This is a genomic window from Massilia sp. Masssp93 (assembly GCF_059491295.1).
The window spans coordinates 6,795,122-6,808,805 of the sequence record NZ_CP168502.1 but is presented as its reverse complement, the minus strand read 5'-3'; the positions used below and the strand labels follow the sequence as shown (position 1 = coordinate 6,808,805).

The 13,684-nt window shown below is 68.8% G+C and carries 11 protein-coding genes; 4 read left to right on the top strand and 7 right to left on the bottom strand.

The features are described 5' to 3' along the window. Position 1: 1 nt before the first annotated feature. The gene (locus ACEN9Q_RS28595) at positions 2-1,204 is read right to left on the bottom strand and encodes a DUF3108 domain-containing protein (RefSeq protein WP_495626831.1); all 1,203 of its coding nucleotides are present in this window, start codon (positions 1,202-1,204) and stop codon (positions 2-4) included. A gap of 110 nt (positions 1,205-1,314) precedes the next feature. Here ACEN9Q_RS28595 and ACEN9Q_RS28590 point away from each other — a divergent pair, with 110 nt between their 5' ends. Then, entirely contained in the window at positions 1,315-2,082 is a 768-nt protein-coding gene (locus ACEN9Q_RS28590) for a PhaM family polyhydroxyalkanoate granule multifunctional regulatory protein (protein ID WP_495626830.1), read from the top strand. A 95-nt stretch (positions 2,083-2,177) separates the two neighbouring features. Here ACEN9Q_RS28590 and ACEN9Q_RS28585 read toward each other — a convergent pair whose 3' ends face one another. Together ACEN9Q_RS28585 and ACEN9Q_RS28580 are read right to left on the bottom strand one after the other, a co-directional pair. Next, positions 2,178-4,622 carry a glycoside hydrolase family 2 TIM barrel-domain containing protein gene (locus ACEN9Q_RS28585; RefSeq protein WP_495626829.1) on the bottom strand — a complete coding sequence of 815 codons (2,445 nt, stop codon included), beginning with the start codon at positions 4,620-4,622 and terminating at the stop codon, positions 2,178-2,180. A 28-nt stretch (positions 4,623-4,650) separates the two neighbouring features. Then, on the bottom strand, positions 4,651-5,778 hold the full coding sequence (locus tag ACEN9Q_RS28580) for an acyltransferase family protein (RefSeq protein ID WP_495626828.1): 1,128 nt from the start codon (positions 5,776-5,778) through the stop codon (positions 4,651-4,653). Positions 5,779-5,999: 221 nt separating this feature from the next. Between ACEN9Q_RS28580 and ACEN9Q_RS28575 the strand changes: the two genes are divergently transcribed. After that, complete coding sequence (locus ACEN9Q_RS28575; protein WP_495626827.1) at positions 6,000-7,079, top strand: sensor histidine kinase; 1,080 nt, start codon at positions 6,000-6,002, stop codon at positions 7,077-7,079. After that, positions 7,060-7,815 (top strand): LytR/AlgR family response regulator transcription factor, encoded by a 756-nt coding sequence (locus tag ACEN9Q_RS28570; protein ID WP_495626826.1) that lies wholly within the window; start codon positions 7,060-7,062, stop codon positions 7,813-7,815. Before ACEN9Q_RS28575 ends, ACEN9Q_RS28570 begins: the two co-directional genes overlap by 20 nt. 9 nt (positions 7,816-7,824) lie before the next feature. On the opposite strand, the gene ACEN9Q_RS28565 is transcribed toward ACEN9Q_RS28570, so the two are convergent. The 4 genes from ACEN9Q_RS28565 to ACEN9Q_RS28550 all read right to left on the bottom strand — a co-directional run bounded on the left by ACEN9Q_RS28565 (position 7,825) and on the right by ACEN9Q_RS28550 (position 12,544). Next, positions 7,825-9,528 (bottom strand): tetratricopeptide repeat-containing response regulator, encoded by a 1,704-nt coding sequence (locus tag ACEN9Q_RS28565; protein ID WP_056448686.1) that lies wholly within the window; start codon positions 9,526-9,528, stop codon positions 7,825-7,827. Further along, a complete protein-coding gene (locus tag ACEN9Q_RS28560; RefSeq protein ID WP_495626825.1) occupies positions 9,525-10,247 on the bottom strand; it encodes a sensor histidine kinase in 723 nt (240 codons plus the stop codon). The genes ACEN9Q_RS28565 and ACEN9Q_RS28560 overlap by 4 nt, the downstream gene beginning before the upstream one ends. Positions 10,248-10,317: 70 nt before the next feature. Further along, positions 10,318-11,976, bottom strand: coding sequence for an FAD-dependent 5-carboxymethylaminomethyl-2-thiouridine(34) oxidoreductase MnmC1 (gene mnmC1 / locus ACEN9Q_RS28555; protein ID WP_495626824.1), 1,659 nt, complete (start codon positions 11,974-11,976; stop codon positions 10,318-10,320). A gap of 4 nt (positions 11,977-11,980) precedes the next feature. Continuing rightward, positions 11,981-12,544, bottom strand: coding sequence for a DNA-3-methyladenine glycosylase I (locus tag ACEN9Q_RS28550; protein ID WP_056448694.1), 564 nt, complete (start codon positions 12,542-12,544; stop codon positions 11,981-11,983). Between the two features lie 93 nt (positions 12,545-12,637). Between ACEN9Q_RS28550 and ACEN9Q_RS28545 the strand changes: the two genes are divergently transcribed. Then, positions 12,638-13,681, top strand: a complete 1,044-nt coding sequence (locus tag ACEN9Q_RS28545; RefSeq protein ID WP_056448697.1) for a serine/threonine-protein kinase — start codon at positions 12,638-12,640, stop codon at positions 13,679-13,681. Positions 13,682-13,684 lie beyond the last annotated feature (3 nt).

Sequence of the window (13,684 nt, the reverse complement as noted above, 5' to 3'; positions counted from 1 at the left end):
ATCAGCTTCCTGCTTGTTTGATCACGATATTGTGCACGGTCTGGGTCGTCACAGCGCCGCTCGCCTCGATGTTGCGGATCTGTACCGGATACCAGCCATAGCCCGGCGCCAGCCACAATTCCAGGCGCGAATTGTACGAGCCGGGCTTGGGTGGCCGCACGAGATGCCACGTGGCGATGCGGCCCAGCGGCGTGTCGATCTGTTCCTGGTCGGCCACCGTAAACGTAAAAACGCTGGCGTCGCGGTCTTCGCCGACAAGGATGTCGATATTTCCCGACAATTGTTTCGGATCGCCGCGCGCGATGGCCGCCAGTTGCAGCGGCACGCTGGCCTTGTCTTGCGCGCCCGGCACCAGCGGGTACGTCGCGGCCGATGCCGAAAACGTCAGCGTGCCGTCCGGGCGATTGAAATGCGTCGCCGTCATGGCGCGCCCGCGCCGCTTCTCCGTCATCAGGGTGGGGACGAATCCTTCGTCGCCCACCGTGCCCTCGCTGGTGAGGGTGAGCAGGTTCACGTGCGCGAACATGATGCGGATGCCCGCCTCGACCTGGACGCGATAACCGGACGGCGTCACCCGCCACGACAGCAATGCGTCGCCGCTCCACTTCGTGCCGTTCGCGTCGGTGCGCGCGACGTCGAGCGTGATGTCGGCCGACGGCGGCATGTCGACCTTGTAGCGGCGCGCTTCCGGCGCGGCCGGGGGCTTCGGTACCGCGTCCGCCCGGGCCTGCGCCGCCGTGCCCTGGGGTGCCGCCTGCCGCGATTGTACGGTGCCCGCACCGGCGGCGGCGCCGTCCTGGCCCGTTTGCCGTCCCGCGGCGTCCGAGGCGGCGATTCCGTCGGGTTGCGGCGTCAATGCGGGCGGCGCGCTGGCCGCAGTGCCGTCGGGTATCCCTTGCGCCGGCGCGGCGGCTTCCGGGCCGGGCGGCGGCGGCATGGGGATCACGGGCTCCGGCACCACCTCGGGCACGGGCGGTGGATCGAGCGCGGGCTGCGGCGGCGGCACGGGCGGCAGCGGACGGGGCCGCGGCGCCTCGACCAGCTCGGCCGTCAGCGGCGCGCGCGCCATGCGCGCGGAACGGTCGGGCACGCGGCCCAACTGGCCGGCGAACCAGACGAATACGAGCACGTGCAGCAGGATCGTGAGCACGCCCAACGCCAGTTGCCGGCGGCGGCCGTGGTTCTTGGCGTATGCGGTACTCATCCGCGTAGTGTAGCCGGTCCGCCCGGCGCACGCGTGCCCGCCCCTGCATCCGCATCTATATCCGCTCTTATTTATCTGTTACGCTAGCGGCGACCAATTAGGAGACCACCATGCTGAAACCCTCCGCCCCCATGCCCGGCATGACGGACACCCTGGACTTCGTCAAGAACCTGTGGGGATCGATGCATATCCCCGGCGCCGGCCTGCCCGGCATGCCGGGCATGGCCACGCCCCCGATGTCGACCGACGACCTGGACAAGCGCATCGCCGACCTCAAGGCGGTCGAGTCCTGGCTGAACCTGAACCTCACGATGCTGCGCGGGACCATCCAGGCCCTGGAGGTGCAGCGCGGCACGCTGGCAACCCTGAAGTCGATGGGCGCCTCGATGGCCGAGGCGATGCGCCAGTCCGGCGTCAGCGCGGACAAGATGGCGGCCACGCCGTTCGCGTCCTTCTTCGGCGCCCCCGGCCAGGGCGGTGGCGGCGCGAAGGCGGCACCCGCCGCGGGCGCCGCGAAACCGGTTGCGCCGGCACCGGCCGCGCCGGGCGCGGGCAACGCGAGCGGCACGGGCGGCGGCACGGCACAGCCGGGCACGGCAGCACCGCAAGGGGCCGCCGCGCCGGATGCGCAGAACAACCCGGCGGCGATGGCGATGCCTGCCGCCGTCGCCTGGTGGAACATGCTGCAAGAGCAATTTACGCAAGCGGTCGCCAGTGCGATGACGCCGGCTGCGGCTTCGGCGGCCGCGCCCGCCGCCGAGAGACCGAAAACGGATGCGCCCAAGGAAGTGCCGCAGGCGGGGCCAGCGGCACCGAACGGCGCCAACGGCGCGAACGGCAAGACGCGCGCGAGCCGTCCCAAGGCCGACAAAACGTGACGCCGGCAACCCCGGTTCGCCCATGCCGCCCGGCGGGTCGCCTGGCGGCACGCTGAACACGGCCGCGTGCGGCACGTCGGGCAGGCGCGATACGGTCAGCGCGCCAGCACGTCGAGCCGCAGCCTCTGGACGGGCATGCCCTCGGCGGCGATGTCCACGAACACGGGACCTGCCGTGGCGCCGGCCCGGATCGCCGCCACCGCCCTGCCGTGGAAAGTCGAACGCTCTCCCGATTGCAGGCTCGATGCGTCCATCGGATTGCCGTTCCCGAGCCCGGCCAGCACGCCGGCCCCGGTCACGCTGACCTTCACCTTGCGGTCGCCGTTCCGTGCGTAGACGGGCACGCCATCGCGGTCGACGAGTTCCGCCGTCACATAGGCCAGGTCCGCGCCATTGGCCGGCAGCTGCGTGCGGTCGACGGCGGCCTTGACCATGGCCGGCTCGCCCGCCGTGCGCAATTCCCACCGGCCGGCGGCCTTGCCGTCCTGGTAGCCGACGGCCACCAGGCGGCCCGGCGCATAGGGCACGGTGAACGTGGCCTTGTATTCGCTGTCGACACCGACCGGCTTGCGCCCCAGGCTTTTGCCGTTGAGGAAAAGCTCGACGTCGGGGAATTCCGAATACACGACTACCTGGAGCGGCTTGCCCTCCTGCCCCGCCCACGACCAGCTGGGATGCACATCGTCCAGCGACCAGTCGTTATGCGGCTGTACGATGGGGTACAGGTGGCGGTCCGGCAAGTCCTCGGTGCCCGCCGGTTGCGCCACGAAGGCCGAGATCGGATCGATGCCCGTCTTCCACAACACCTCGCGATAATAGGCCGCCGGCCGCTTGCGCCCGGTCGCATCGATTTCCCCGCAATAGGCCAGGTGCCAGGGATACGGCCCCAGGGTCTGCCAGTCCTGCGTATAGCCCATCCAGCCGATGCCGGACTCGCCCAGGTAATCGAACGCGGTCCAGACGAAATCGCCGATCACCCACGGCATGGTCTCGACCGGACGCCAGTAGGCAAAGGCGTCCTTGGACAGCGATTCGGACGTGTACATCACGCGCGCCGGGAACTGCGTGTGGTCGCGCGCGAACAAATGGGGCATGTAGTTGTAGCCGCCCACGTCGAGCTCGGCGTACTGGCCGGCGATCCCGGGCGCCTCGCTGCTCACGGCCTGCGTCACGGGCCGGGTCGGATCGAGGCGGCGGACCCGCTCGGCCAGCCGGCGCGCGATCTGCGCGCCCTCTGGCGTGCCCTGCTCCGGGATCTCGTTGCCGATGCTCCAGAACAGCACGCTGGGGTGGTTGCGGCCGCTGATCACCATGCTGTCCACATCCTGCTGCCAATTGCTGTCGAAGAAGCGCGCGTAGTCGGCGGCGCGCTTGCTCTTGCGCCACATGTCGAACGCTTCGTCGATCACGAGCATGCCCAGTTCATCGGCCGCATCCAGCGTCGCCTGGCTGGCGGGATTGTGTGCGCTGCGGATGGCGTTGTAGCCCGCGGCCTTCAGCAAGGCGACCTTGCGCGCGTCCGCGTCGGGAAATCCGGCGGCGCCGATCATGTAATTGTCGTGATGGATATTCCCGCCGCGCAGCACGACCTTCTCGCCATTGATGCGCAGGCCGTGCGCCGCGTCCACCGTGATGGTGCGGATGCCGAAGCGGGTACGCCGTACGTCGGTCACGACGCCGTCGATCCGCACCTCCTGGCGCAGCGTGTAGAGCTGCGGCGAGGACGGGCCCCACAGCCTGGGATGGTCCACCGCGAGGGCTTGCCGGGCGTGCGCCTCGCCGTGGGCCGGCACCAGGTAGCGCCGGCTGGCCTGGGCGACGATCGTGCTGCCGTCGACGCTGGTCACCGCCGTCACCAGCTCCACCCGTTGCGGCCTGGCCCGGCCGTTGCGGACGGTGGCCTGGACATCGAGCTCCGCCCGCTGCGCGCTGGCGGTCCGGGTCGATACCGCGGACCCGCCGGGGTCGAGGTGCACCGGATCGAGCAGCTCGAGCGTCACCGGACGGATCAGGCCGGAACCCGCATACCAGCGCGAGGAAGGATCGGGGTGGCGGGCCCGCACCACGATGACGTTGTCGCCGGCCCGCACCTTGCCCGTCAGGTCGACGCTGAATGCCGTGTAGCCATAGCGATGTTGTCCGACGTGGGCGCCGTTCAGCCAGATGTCGGCGTCCATGTACACGGCCTCGAAGTCGAGCAGCACGACGCGCGCGGCCTCGGCCGCGCTCAGGTCGACGTGGCGCCGATACCAGCCGGTGCCGCCGGCCAGGTAGCCGGAATCCTGGCCCGCCGTCGCGGCGCGGTCGAACGGCGGCGTGCCGTCGGCCTTGTCCATGATGGACCAGTCGTGCGGCACCACGACCTTGCGCCATGCGCCATCGTCGAAATCGGGGCGCTCGGCGCCCTGGACCTCGCCGCCCATGAAACGCCAGTCCAGCGTCAGGCTGCGCTCCGCCGCATCGGCCCCGCCCGCGGCCGCGGCCAGCGCCAGCATCAGCGCCACGGGCAGGCGGCGGACGGCTCTCTTCAGTATCGACATGTGGTTCCTGCTCCTAAAATGAATGACGTCACACGTTCGCTTGCGCCGCGCCGGCGGGAACACGGACGGGATCGGCGTATTTCCGGGTCAGCCAGGCGCGCACCGGCTTGTCGAACCAGCGCAGCAAGGCATAGGCCAGGATCACGATGCCCACCTGGACGCTTGCCGCCACGAGGCCGAGCCGCATGGGCGCGGGATGGGTGCTCCAGTTCCAGTGCGCGAACACGTAGACGAAGCCGTAGTGGATGATGTAGACGGGATAGGACAGCTCGCCCATGAACCGGCACAGTGCGCCGGTCGCACCTTGCGTCCTGGTCACACCCGCGCCGGCGGCCAGCACCAGCGGGAACACGACGATGACGCAGCCGGCTTCGAACAAGCCGTTGTAGCGCCCCATGAGCGGCGCGACGAAGACCACCACCAGCACCAGCGACAGCAGCACGAACGGCTGCGGCACCGACAGGCGCAACCGCAAGCGGTACACCAGCAGCCCCGTCAGGAACGGACAGGCGAGGCGCACCGGGGCGACCCAGAAGTCGGCCCATCCCCAGCCATGACCGAGATCGTTGAAATGGCAGGCCGTCCAGGCAAGGACGGCGGCGCTCGCCACGCACAGCCCGACGTGCAGGCGGCGGGTCAGTTTGTGTCCGAAGAAGCCGTACAGCACGTTGGCGATGTACTCCTGAAACAGCGTCCAGGACGGACCGTTCAGCGAATGCGTCTCGCCGAAGCTGTTCGGCACGTTCGGCGTCGGCAGCAGGAACAGGCTCAGTGCGATCGTCCCGGCCAGCGTCGCGAGGGAGATCTTTTCGCCGATGCGCTGGGTGTCGCCGACGAACGGATCGAGCAGGTAGGCCGCCACGCCGATGGCCAGTCCGGCCAGCGCCATCGGGTGCAGGCGGATCAGGCGCCGCCGGAAGAAATTCGGCAGGGTGAGCGCATCCTGGGCGCCGGCCGCAAGCCGCGCGTCATAGGCGTGGCCGAGGACGAATCCGGACAGGGCGAAAAAGAAGTCGACCGCCAGGAACGTGTGCCGCATGGGATTGTGCGCCGCATCGGGCACCAGCATTTCCCAGAAATGAAACATCAGGACGCAAAACGCGGCGGTACCGCGCAGGCCGTCGAGGACCTCGTAGTGAGATTTGGAAGGGGGCATCGAATCGGGTCTCCGTAGTTGAAATCGCACGGCCGACGGTCCGCTCTGGCGGCGGTGAAGTATTGACGATCGGACGGCTGCGGTAGAATGCCTAATTGCAAGTGCGCCTTGCAACGGCCTTGTGACAGTCCGGATCATGCTGTTGCAGGACGGTTGACCGGCACCGTCAGCCGGGCAGCCGCCGCCAGCGCGATGCACGCCCCAGAATGGATCATCGGCCAGTGAAACCTCGACACACACGCATCGTCGCCGCCGCCCTGGCGTGGACCGCCATCGGCGGCGTTTTCGCACTGCCGGACATCTTGCGCGGCGGCGGCTACAACGCCCTCTTTTCCATCATCATCAACTGGTGGTTATGGGGCGCGCTGACACCGCTGATCAAAAGCCTGGACGACCGCCTGTCCGCGACGTTCAAGCGCCCCGTGCAACTGCTGGCGGCGCACGCGGCATGCGGCCTGCCGGTCACGGTGCTGTACGTCGCGGCCGCCGCGGCGCTGGAAGACTGCCTCGGCCTCCTCCCGTGGAATCCCTGGACCGAACCGATTGGCCTGCTCGACTGGCTCTATTGGGCGCTGCTGGTGTACTGCATCATCCTGGGCGCGCTGACCGGCTTGCGCTACTACCGGCGCGCACTCGTCGACGAATTGCAGATCGAGCGCCTGAAGCGCGGCTTTCTCGAAGCCCAGCTGAACGCGCTGCGCACCCAGCTCGATCCCCATTTCCTGTTCAACACGCTGAACGGCATTTCCGCCTGCGTCGAGCACGAGCCCAGGCTGGCACGCAAGATGATCGAGCACCTGGGCGACCTGCTGCGTTTTTCGCTGGATACGAGGAACCGGCAGGAAGTGGCCCTGGCCGACGAACTCGCGTTCCTGGAACATTACTTCGCGCTGCACCGGGTACGATTCGGCGAACGGCTCTCGATCGCGGTGTCCGTCATGCCGGAGGTGAAGCACGCGCGCATCCCGTCCCTGCTGCTGCAACCCCTGGTGGAAAACGCGATCGAGCACGGCATTGCGCAGCGCGTTTCCGGCGGGCGCGTCACCGTGTCGGCGCGCCGCGTCGACGACCGGGTCGAGATCCGCGTGATCGACGACGGCGTCGGCCTGCCGCCCGGCTGGACGATGGCGCGCGCGCAAGGCGTGGGCATCAGCGTGACGCGCGACCGCCTGCTGGCGATGTACCCGTCCGGTGCCAGCACGTTCCACGTGATGCCGCACGCGGACGGCGGCACCGAGGCGAACATCGTCCTGCCCCTGACCCTGATGAGAGAGGACATGCATGCACGCCCCATTGGCTAAGCCGCTGAAGGTACTCGTGGTCGACGACGAGGCGCTGGCGCGGCGGCGCCTCGTCGACCTGCTGGGCAAGATGGCCGACGTCGCCGAGGTGCTCGAAGCCGCCGATGGCCAGGCCGCGGTGCACATGCTGGACAGCCGGCATCCCGACCTGGTCTTCCTGGACATGCAGATGCCCGGGCCGTCCGGCCTGGACGTCGTCGCTGCCGTCGGCGCCGGGCGCATGCCCGTCACCGTGTTCGTCACCGCCCATGACCAGTACGCGATCCGTGCCTTCGAGGCCGATGCGCTCGACTATCTGCTCAAGCCGTTCAGCGACGAGCGCTTCGAGGCCGCCATGCAGCGGGTCCGCAGGCGGCTGGAAGAACGCCGCCCGCCGCCCGCACCCGTCGAGGAGCCGGCACGGTGGGACCGGCTGGTGGTGAAATGCGCGGGCGCCACCCATTTCGTGAAGACCACCGACATCGACTGGATCGAAGCCGTCGGCGTGTACGTCAACCTGTACATCGGCGGCAAGGCGATGCTGTACCGCGCACCGATCCATCTGCTGGCCGACAAGCTCGATCCGGCCCATTTCGTCCGCATCCACCGCTCGGCCATCGTCAATCTCGAGAGCATCCTGCGCCTGGAACCGATCTCGCACGGCGAGTTCGACGTGGTGCTGAAGCACGGCGGACGCACCAAGGTCAGCCGGACATTCCGCAACCAGCTGGAAAAGCGGCTGGGCCAGGCGCTGTAGGGACGCTCCCTACGCCACCTCGGCGATCGTCCCGCTCGTCGCGCCGCCTTCGGCCGCCGGCTGCAACTGCGCCAGCTGCTCGATCAACTGGGCAAAGCGCTGCTGCCCCGGCAGCAAGCGGTCGACGTGGTGCAGCACGTCGTAGGCCTCGGCCGACATGGCGCCGTCGTAGCCGTGCTGCTGCAGGTACGAGACGAGGATCTGGGCCGCGTTGAACAGGATGCGCTGGTTGTTCGGCACCTTCTTGCGCGCCTGCCGCATCCACTCGACCGCATCCTTGAGCTTGCCCGTCTTCCACAGCAGCACGCCCTGGTTCATCAGGTCGGTCGCTTCCTTCTTCGAGGCGCGAATGAGGTCCTGGCCCTCGTCGCCGAGGCGCGCCTTGTCGAAGATTTGCTGCACTTCGTCGAGCAGCAGCGGGTTGTCGTGGTTGTTGCGGATTACGTAGCACAGCAGCTCGACCGGCGCATCCTTCACGCCCACCGCGAACAGCAAGGTCGCCAGTTCCAGGCAGGTCGGGATGTCGGGCCTGTCCTCGGTCGCGTTCAGCAGGGCCTCCAGTTCGTCGCCGGCCTTGCGCGCGCGCCGGTAGTCGCCGCTCTCGTGATAGACGAGGCCCTCGGTGATCTTGGAACGCAGGGCGATGTCCGGATAGTCGGCGGCGAATTCGCGCTGGACCTGCAGCAGCAGTTGCAGCGCTTCCTTCGCATCGTTCTTCTGGCCGCACACGCGCGCCAGGCCGAGGTAGGCGTCGGGCGTCTTGAGGATCGAATACTCGCCGATCGCGATGCATTTGCGGAAGGCCTTTTCGGCCATCTGCACATTGCCCACCTTGAGCGCCACGTTGCCGAGGTTGCGCTGGCGCGGCACGGAGTTCGGCGACAGCCTGGCGGCCCGTTCGAGGATCGCGCAGGACTCCTCCAGCTTGCCGAGGTTCTGGTAGGCCAGCGCGAGCTGGTCGTAGGCGTCGATGTAGTAGCGGTTTTCCGCGATCACGCTCTGGAAGGATTGGCGCGCCTGTTCGAATTCGCCGTTGGCCATGCGGATCTTGGCGATGCCGGCGCGCGCCCACTGGTACTCGCGCTGCTCCAGCACGCGCTCGTACACCTCGCGCGCCTTGGCCGGCTCGCCGCTCTTTTCCATCAGCTTCGCCTTCATGCGCAGCAGGTCGAGTTCGTGCGCCTTGTGCGCCTCCATCGCCGCGTCGCACATGCGCGCCGCGCGCAGGTAGTCCTTCTCGGCATAGGCCTGGTCGATGAGGCGGAAGATCTGCTTCTTGTGCCACACGCGGTTCAGGCGCGTGAGCAGCACGCCTTCCGTGATCGGCTTGATCAGGTAGGCATCCGGCTGGTGCTCGGCCGCGCCCATCACGGATTCCACGCTCTTTTCGGCCGATACCATCAGCCACACGGTGCTCGGGTTCACGAGGTTGCGCACGCGCGCTTCCTCCAGCACCTGCTGGCCGTTCTTGCCGTCGCCGAGGTTGTAGTCGCACAGGACGACGTCGTAGCGGATGCGCGTCAGCAGGCCCATCGCCTCGCCGCCGGACGACGCCTGGTCGATGTTCTTCGCGCCCAGGCTGCGCAGGCTTTCGCGCAGCAGCTGGCGCACGCCGACGAAGTCGTCGACGATCAGGTAGTTCTTGTCGGCCCAGCCGATCTCGCCCACGGTCTTGGCCGGAGCGTTCGCGGGCACATTGGCAGGCGCGTTCATGGCAGGTTCAGGATGAAGCAGCCGCCGCCGTAGCGGCCGCCGTTCTCGAGGCGCAGCAGGCCGCGCCGCTCGCGGTGGCGGTGCATCTTCGCGACCTCGCTCGAAAAATACAGGCCCAGTCCCGCGCTGTTGGTCAGGAAGTTCATGCCGCCCGCCGTGTCGCGCGTCGCGATCGCGCCGGCTTTCAGCAGCGCCGGCGGATAACCGGGACCGTTGTCCTCCACGCGCAGTTCGAGCCAGCCGTCGTCGGTCGCGCGGATCGCCAGGCGCACCGTGTCGCACGTGTAGTGGATGGCGTTGTTGATCGCATGCGACAGCACGCCCACGATCAGGTCTTCGTCGAAATGCCAGACGAGTTCCGGATCGTAGTCCAGCTCCAGCTTGATGCCGCGCGACGTCAGCAGCACGCGCTCCAGCGCCACCACCTGGTCGACCAGCTGGCCCAGTTCGAGCGGCTGCACGTCGAACGGATACGCGGGCGTGCCCACCTGCTTGTACAGCGCGAGCAGCTGCATCAGGTTGTCGTTCAGGCGCTTGGTCTGGTACAGCATGTGCGCCATCTGCGTGTACTCGGGGTCCGTCTGCGCCGATGCCTGCGAAGAATGCGCGACCAGCAGCCGCTCCAGCGTCCCGGACAGGACGCTGATCGAATTCTTCATATCGTGCGCGGTCGAGGCGAGAAACAGGGACAGCTCGGGCGCGTCGGGTGTGTCGTCCATGTCCGGTTCATGTGTAAAATGTTGCTTTGCACACATTATACCTTTGAAACTTTCGGTTTCCCGAAAGAAATCAATTTTCGGCGTTCGGCCCCCGCGGCGCGCGGCGTGCGCGCAACACGAAGCGGGCCGGGTCGAGGGCATCGACGAGGCTGGATTCGAGCGGCAGCGGTTCGCCCTCGATCCCTGCTGCCAGCAGTTCGGCGGCAAAGCCCGCCCAGATCAGGCCACGCGACGCATAGCCGAGCAGCCCGTACAGGCCCGGATGGCGCGGCACGTCGCGCAGGCGTTCGGTGGTGCCGGCGGCGGCGAAATCCGGCAGGCGGCCCACCAGCGGCAGCCGGTCCGGCGCGACGCTGCGAAAGCCGACCCGCCCCTCCAGCGGCGCATCCCTGGCGGCCTCCGGATCGGACAGCAGCCCGCGCAGGCGCTCCAGGTTTTCCGCGTGGCTTTGCGGCGACAGGTCCGGGTTCGGGTCGGCGTCGTAGGTCGCGCCCGCGCTGCACACGCCGCCCGACGCCGGCGTCAGATAGGCTTCGCGGCACAGCACGACCGGCAGCTTCGGCACCATGCTGGCCGGCACGTGCGACACCTGCCCGCGCAACGTCGTCAGCGGCAGCGGCGCGGCCTGCGGCACGTCGGCGGCGCCGGCGCCGTTGGCCAGGATCAGGTTCGGCGCGCAGGCCACGGTGGCGCCCTGCGCGTCCGTCAGGCGCCAGCGCTCGCCGTCGCGTTCGATGCGCACGTCGCCCACGCCGAAGCGGCGCTCCAGGCGGCCGCCGCACGCGGCCAGCATCGCCTCGCACACGCTGCCGGGACGCGCCCAGCCGGCGCCGCGGAACAGCCAGCCGCCGTCCGGCGCCGGCAGGCCGAGCAGCGCTTCCGCCTCGGGCCGTTCCAGCCACTCGGCGAAATCGGGCGGCAGGGAGGTATCCGCCGCGATGGCGCGCTGCACGTCGGCATGGCCGGCGTCGCGCGCCAGCTGCAGCACGCCGCAGGTGTCGCCCTCGATGGCGCGGCCGATGCCGCCCAGGCGTTCCCAGTGGCGCAGCGCGTACAGATAGGCCGCACGCGTCAGGCGCGTGGGCACGTTGTCGTCCTTCGACAGCAGCGGCATGAAGATGCCGGCCAGGTTGCCCGACGCTTCCATCGCCGGCTGCGGCTGGCGGTCGACGAGCGTGACCTGCCACCCGCGCGCGCACAGGCGCTCGGCCGCGGCGGCACCGGCGATGCCGGCGCCGAGCACGATGACGCGCCGCTCGGGCGCGGGCGGCGCCGGCGGCCGCGGCTTGCGGCTGGCGAAGCGCGCGCGGCGGCCATCGGCATCGAACACGAAGCCTTGCGCCGTCAGCGCCGCGACCTGGTCCGGCGTGAGGCCTTGCGCGAGCAGGCAGGCGTTCTGTGCGGCCACGCGCGCCACGTGGCGCGCGAATCCGGTGCCGGCGTGTTCGATGTCGTGCAGGCGGAACAGGTCGACGCGCGCCGTCAGCTGGGCCAGCGCGTCCTCGAGCGGTGCGCTGAGCAGGTCGAGCGTCACGCCCGGCTCGGCCTGCGGCATGCGGTGGAAGCCCGGCAGCAGGTGGTCGCACAGGGCGATCACGTGCAGGTTGGGCGAGCGCTGCGGATCGGTGCGCCAGACGTCGGTCAGGACGCGGATCGCGGCGCCGTCGCCGTAGTGCGCATCGAAGACGGTGAAGCGGGCCCGGTTGCGCCACCCTTCGCGATAGTCCATGGCGTCACCTCCGGCGCCGGCACAGGCAGGCGCGGTCGTGGTCGTCCACCATGCCGATGCCCTGCATGTAGGCATACACGATGGTCGATCCGACGAACTTGAAGCCGCGCCTGGCCAGGTCTTTCGAAATGCGGTCGGACAGGTCGGTGCGGGCCGGCCTGCTGCCCGGCGGCCAGTCGTTGACGATGGGCCGGCCGTCGACGAAGGCCCACAGGTAGCCGTCGAGCGTGAGGCCGTCCGCGCGCAGGCGCAGGTAGGCCCTGGCGTTGTTGATGGCGGCCGCGACCTTCAGGCGGTTGCGCACGATGCCCGGATCGGCCAGCAGGTCGGCCACCCTGGCGTCGTCGTAGCGCGCGATTTTTTCCGCATCCCAGCCGTCGAACGCGATGCGGTAGTTGTCGCGCTTGTTCAGGATCGTTTCCCACGACAGCCCGGCCTGCGCGCCTTCGAGGTTGAGCATCTCGAACAGCGTCGTCTCGTCGTGGCACGGTACGCCCCACTCGTGGTCGTGGTAGGCGATGTAGCGCGGATTGGCCGGGTTGGCCCAGGTGCAGCGGATGTCGTTCATACATCAAGTATAAACCTGTCGGGACGTCGCGCCACGTCCACGCCGCGGCCGATTTTTATTGTCGCCAAACCAATTTGATTTACACTTGCGGCCATGAACCAACCGACGCAGTTAGGCAGATACCAGATCGTGCGGGTGCTGGGACGCGGCGCTATGGGCGAGGTCTACGAGGGCCTCGATCCGCGCCTGGACCGCAGCGTCGCGATCAAGGTCATCTCCACCGCCTGCGATGCCGATCCGGAGCTGCACGCGTCGTATTCCGCCCGCTTCATCCGCGAGGCGCAGGCCGTCGCCCGCCTGAACCATCCGCACATCGTCGGCCTGTACGACTTCGGCGAGGAAAACGGCGCCGCCTACATGGTGATGGAACTGGTGCGCGGCGAGGAGCTGGCCGCCTACTTCGACATGACCCAGGACTTCCACCTCGAGTTCACGCTCGAGGATGCCGTGCGCATGACGTGCGAGCTGCTCGACGCCCTCGGCTACGCGCATCGCAACGGGGTGATCCACCGCGACATCAAGCCGGCCAACGTCATGCTGAGCCACGACCTGCGCGTGAAACTGACCGACTTCGGCGTCGCCCACATGGCCGCCTTGAACGCCGCCGTGCAGGACGCGGACGGCGCCGAGATGGTCGGCACGCCCAGCTTCATGTCGCCCGAGCAGATCACCGGCCAGACCGTCGGCCCGCAGTCGGACATCTTCGCCGTCGGGATCATCCTGTACCAGTTCCTCACCAACGAGCGGCCGTTCCGCGGCGCCGGCATGTTCGCCGTGCAGCAGAAGATCCTGCACGAGCAGCCCGTGCCGCCGACCCTGCTGAATCCCCTGCTCGGCCCGGCCTTCGACCGCGTCATCATGCGCGCGCTCGCCAAGCGTCCGGAACAGCGCTATCCCGGCGCCGATGCGTTCCGCGACGACCTGCTGCGCGCCCTCGACGGCGACGCGGCCGCGCGGCCCGACGCCACGTCCCCACCGCCGCCGCCGTCGCCATGGCGGCCGCTGGACACCGTCACGCCGCGCTCGCCCGGCGACGTCGTCCGCCACGCGCAGGACGATGCGGACGCGACGCGCGTGCAGCGCGCCGCGCACGACGACGCCGACGCCACGCGCCTGGCCCCATCGACACGGCGATGAGAC

Excerpts from the sequence above, each read along its gene's own strand:
- ACEN9Q_RS28595 (WP_495626831.1), bottom strand. The coding sequence starts at position 1,204 with ATGAGTACCGCATACGCCAAGAACCACGGCCGCCGCCGGCAACTGGCG.
- ACEN9Q_RS28590 (WP_495626830.1), top strand. The coding sequence starts at position 1,315 with ATGCTGAAACCCTCCGCCCCCATGCCCGGCATGACGGACACCCTGGAC.
- ACEN9Q_RS28585 (WP_495626829.1), bottom strand. The coding sequence starts at position 4,622 with ATGTCGATACTGAAGAGAGCCGTCCGCCGCCTGCCCGTGGCGCTGATG.
- ACEN9Q_RS28580 (WP_495626828.1), bottom strand. The coding sequence starts at position 5,778 with ATGCCCCCTTCCAAATCTCACTACGAGGTCCTCGACGGCCTGCGCGGT.
- ACEN9Q_RS28570 (WP_495626826.1), top strand. The coding sequence starts at position 7,060 with ATGCACGCCCCATTGGCTAAGCCGCTGAAGGTACTCGTGGTCGACGAC.
- ACEN9Q_RS28565 (WP_056448686.1), bottom strand. The coding sequence starts at position 9,528 with ATGAACGCGCCTGCCAATGTGCCCGCGAACGCTCCGGCCAAGACCGTG.
- ACEN9Q_RS28560 (WP_495626825.1), bottom strand. The coding sequence starts at position 10,247 with ATGGACGACACACCCGACGCGCCCGAGCTGTCCCTGTTTCTCGCCTCG.
- mnmC1 (WP_495626824.1), bottom strand. The coding sequence starts at position 11,976 with ATGGACTATCGCGAAGGGTGGCGCAACCGGGCCCGCTTCACCGTCTTC.
- ACEN9Q_RS28550 (WP_056448694.1), bottom strand. The coding sequence starts at position 12,544 with ATGAACGACATCCGCTGCACCTGGGCCAACCCGGCCAATCCGCGCTAC.
- ACEN9Q_RS28545 (WP_056448697.1), top strand. The coding sequence starts at position 12,638 with ATGAACCAACCGACGCAGTTAGGCAGATACCAGATCGTGCGGGTGCTG.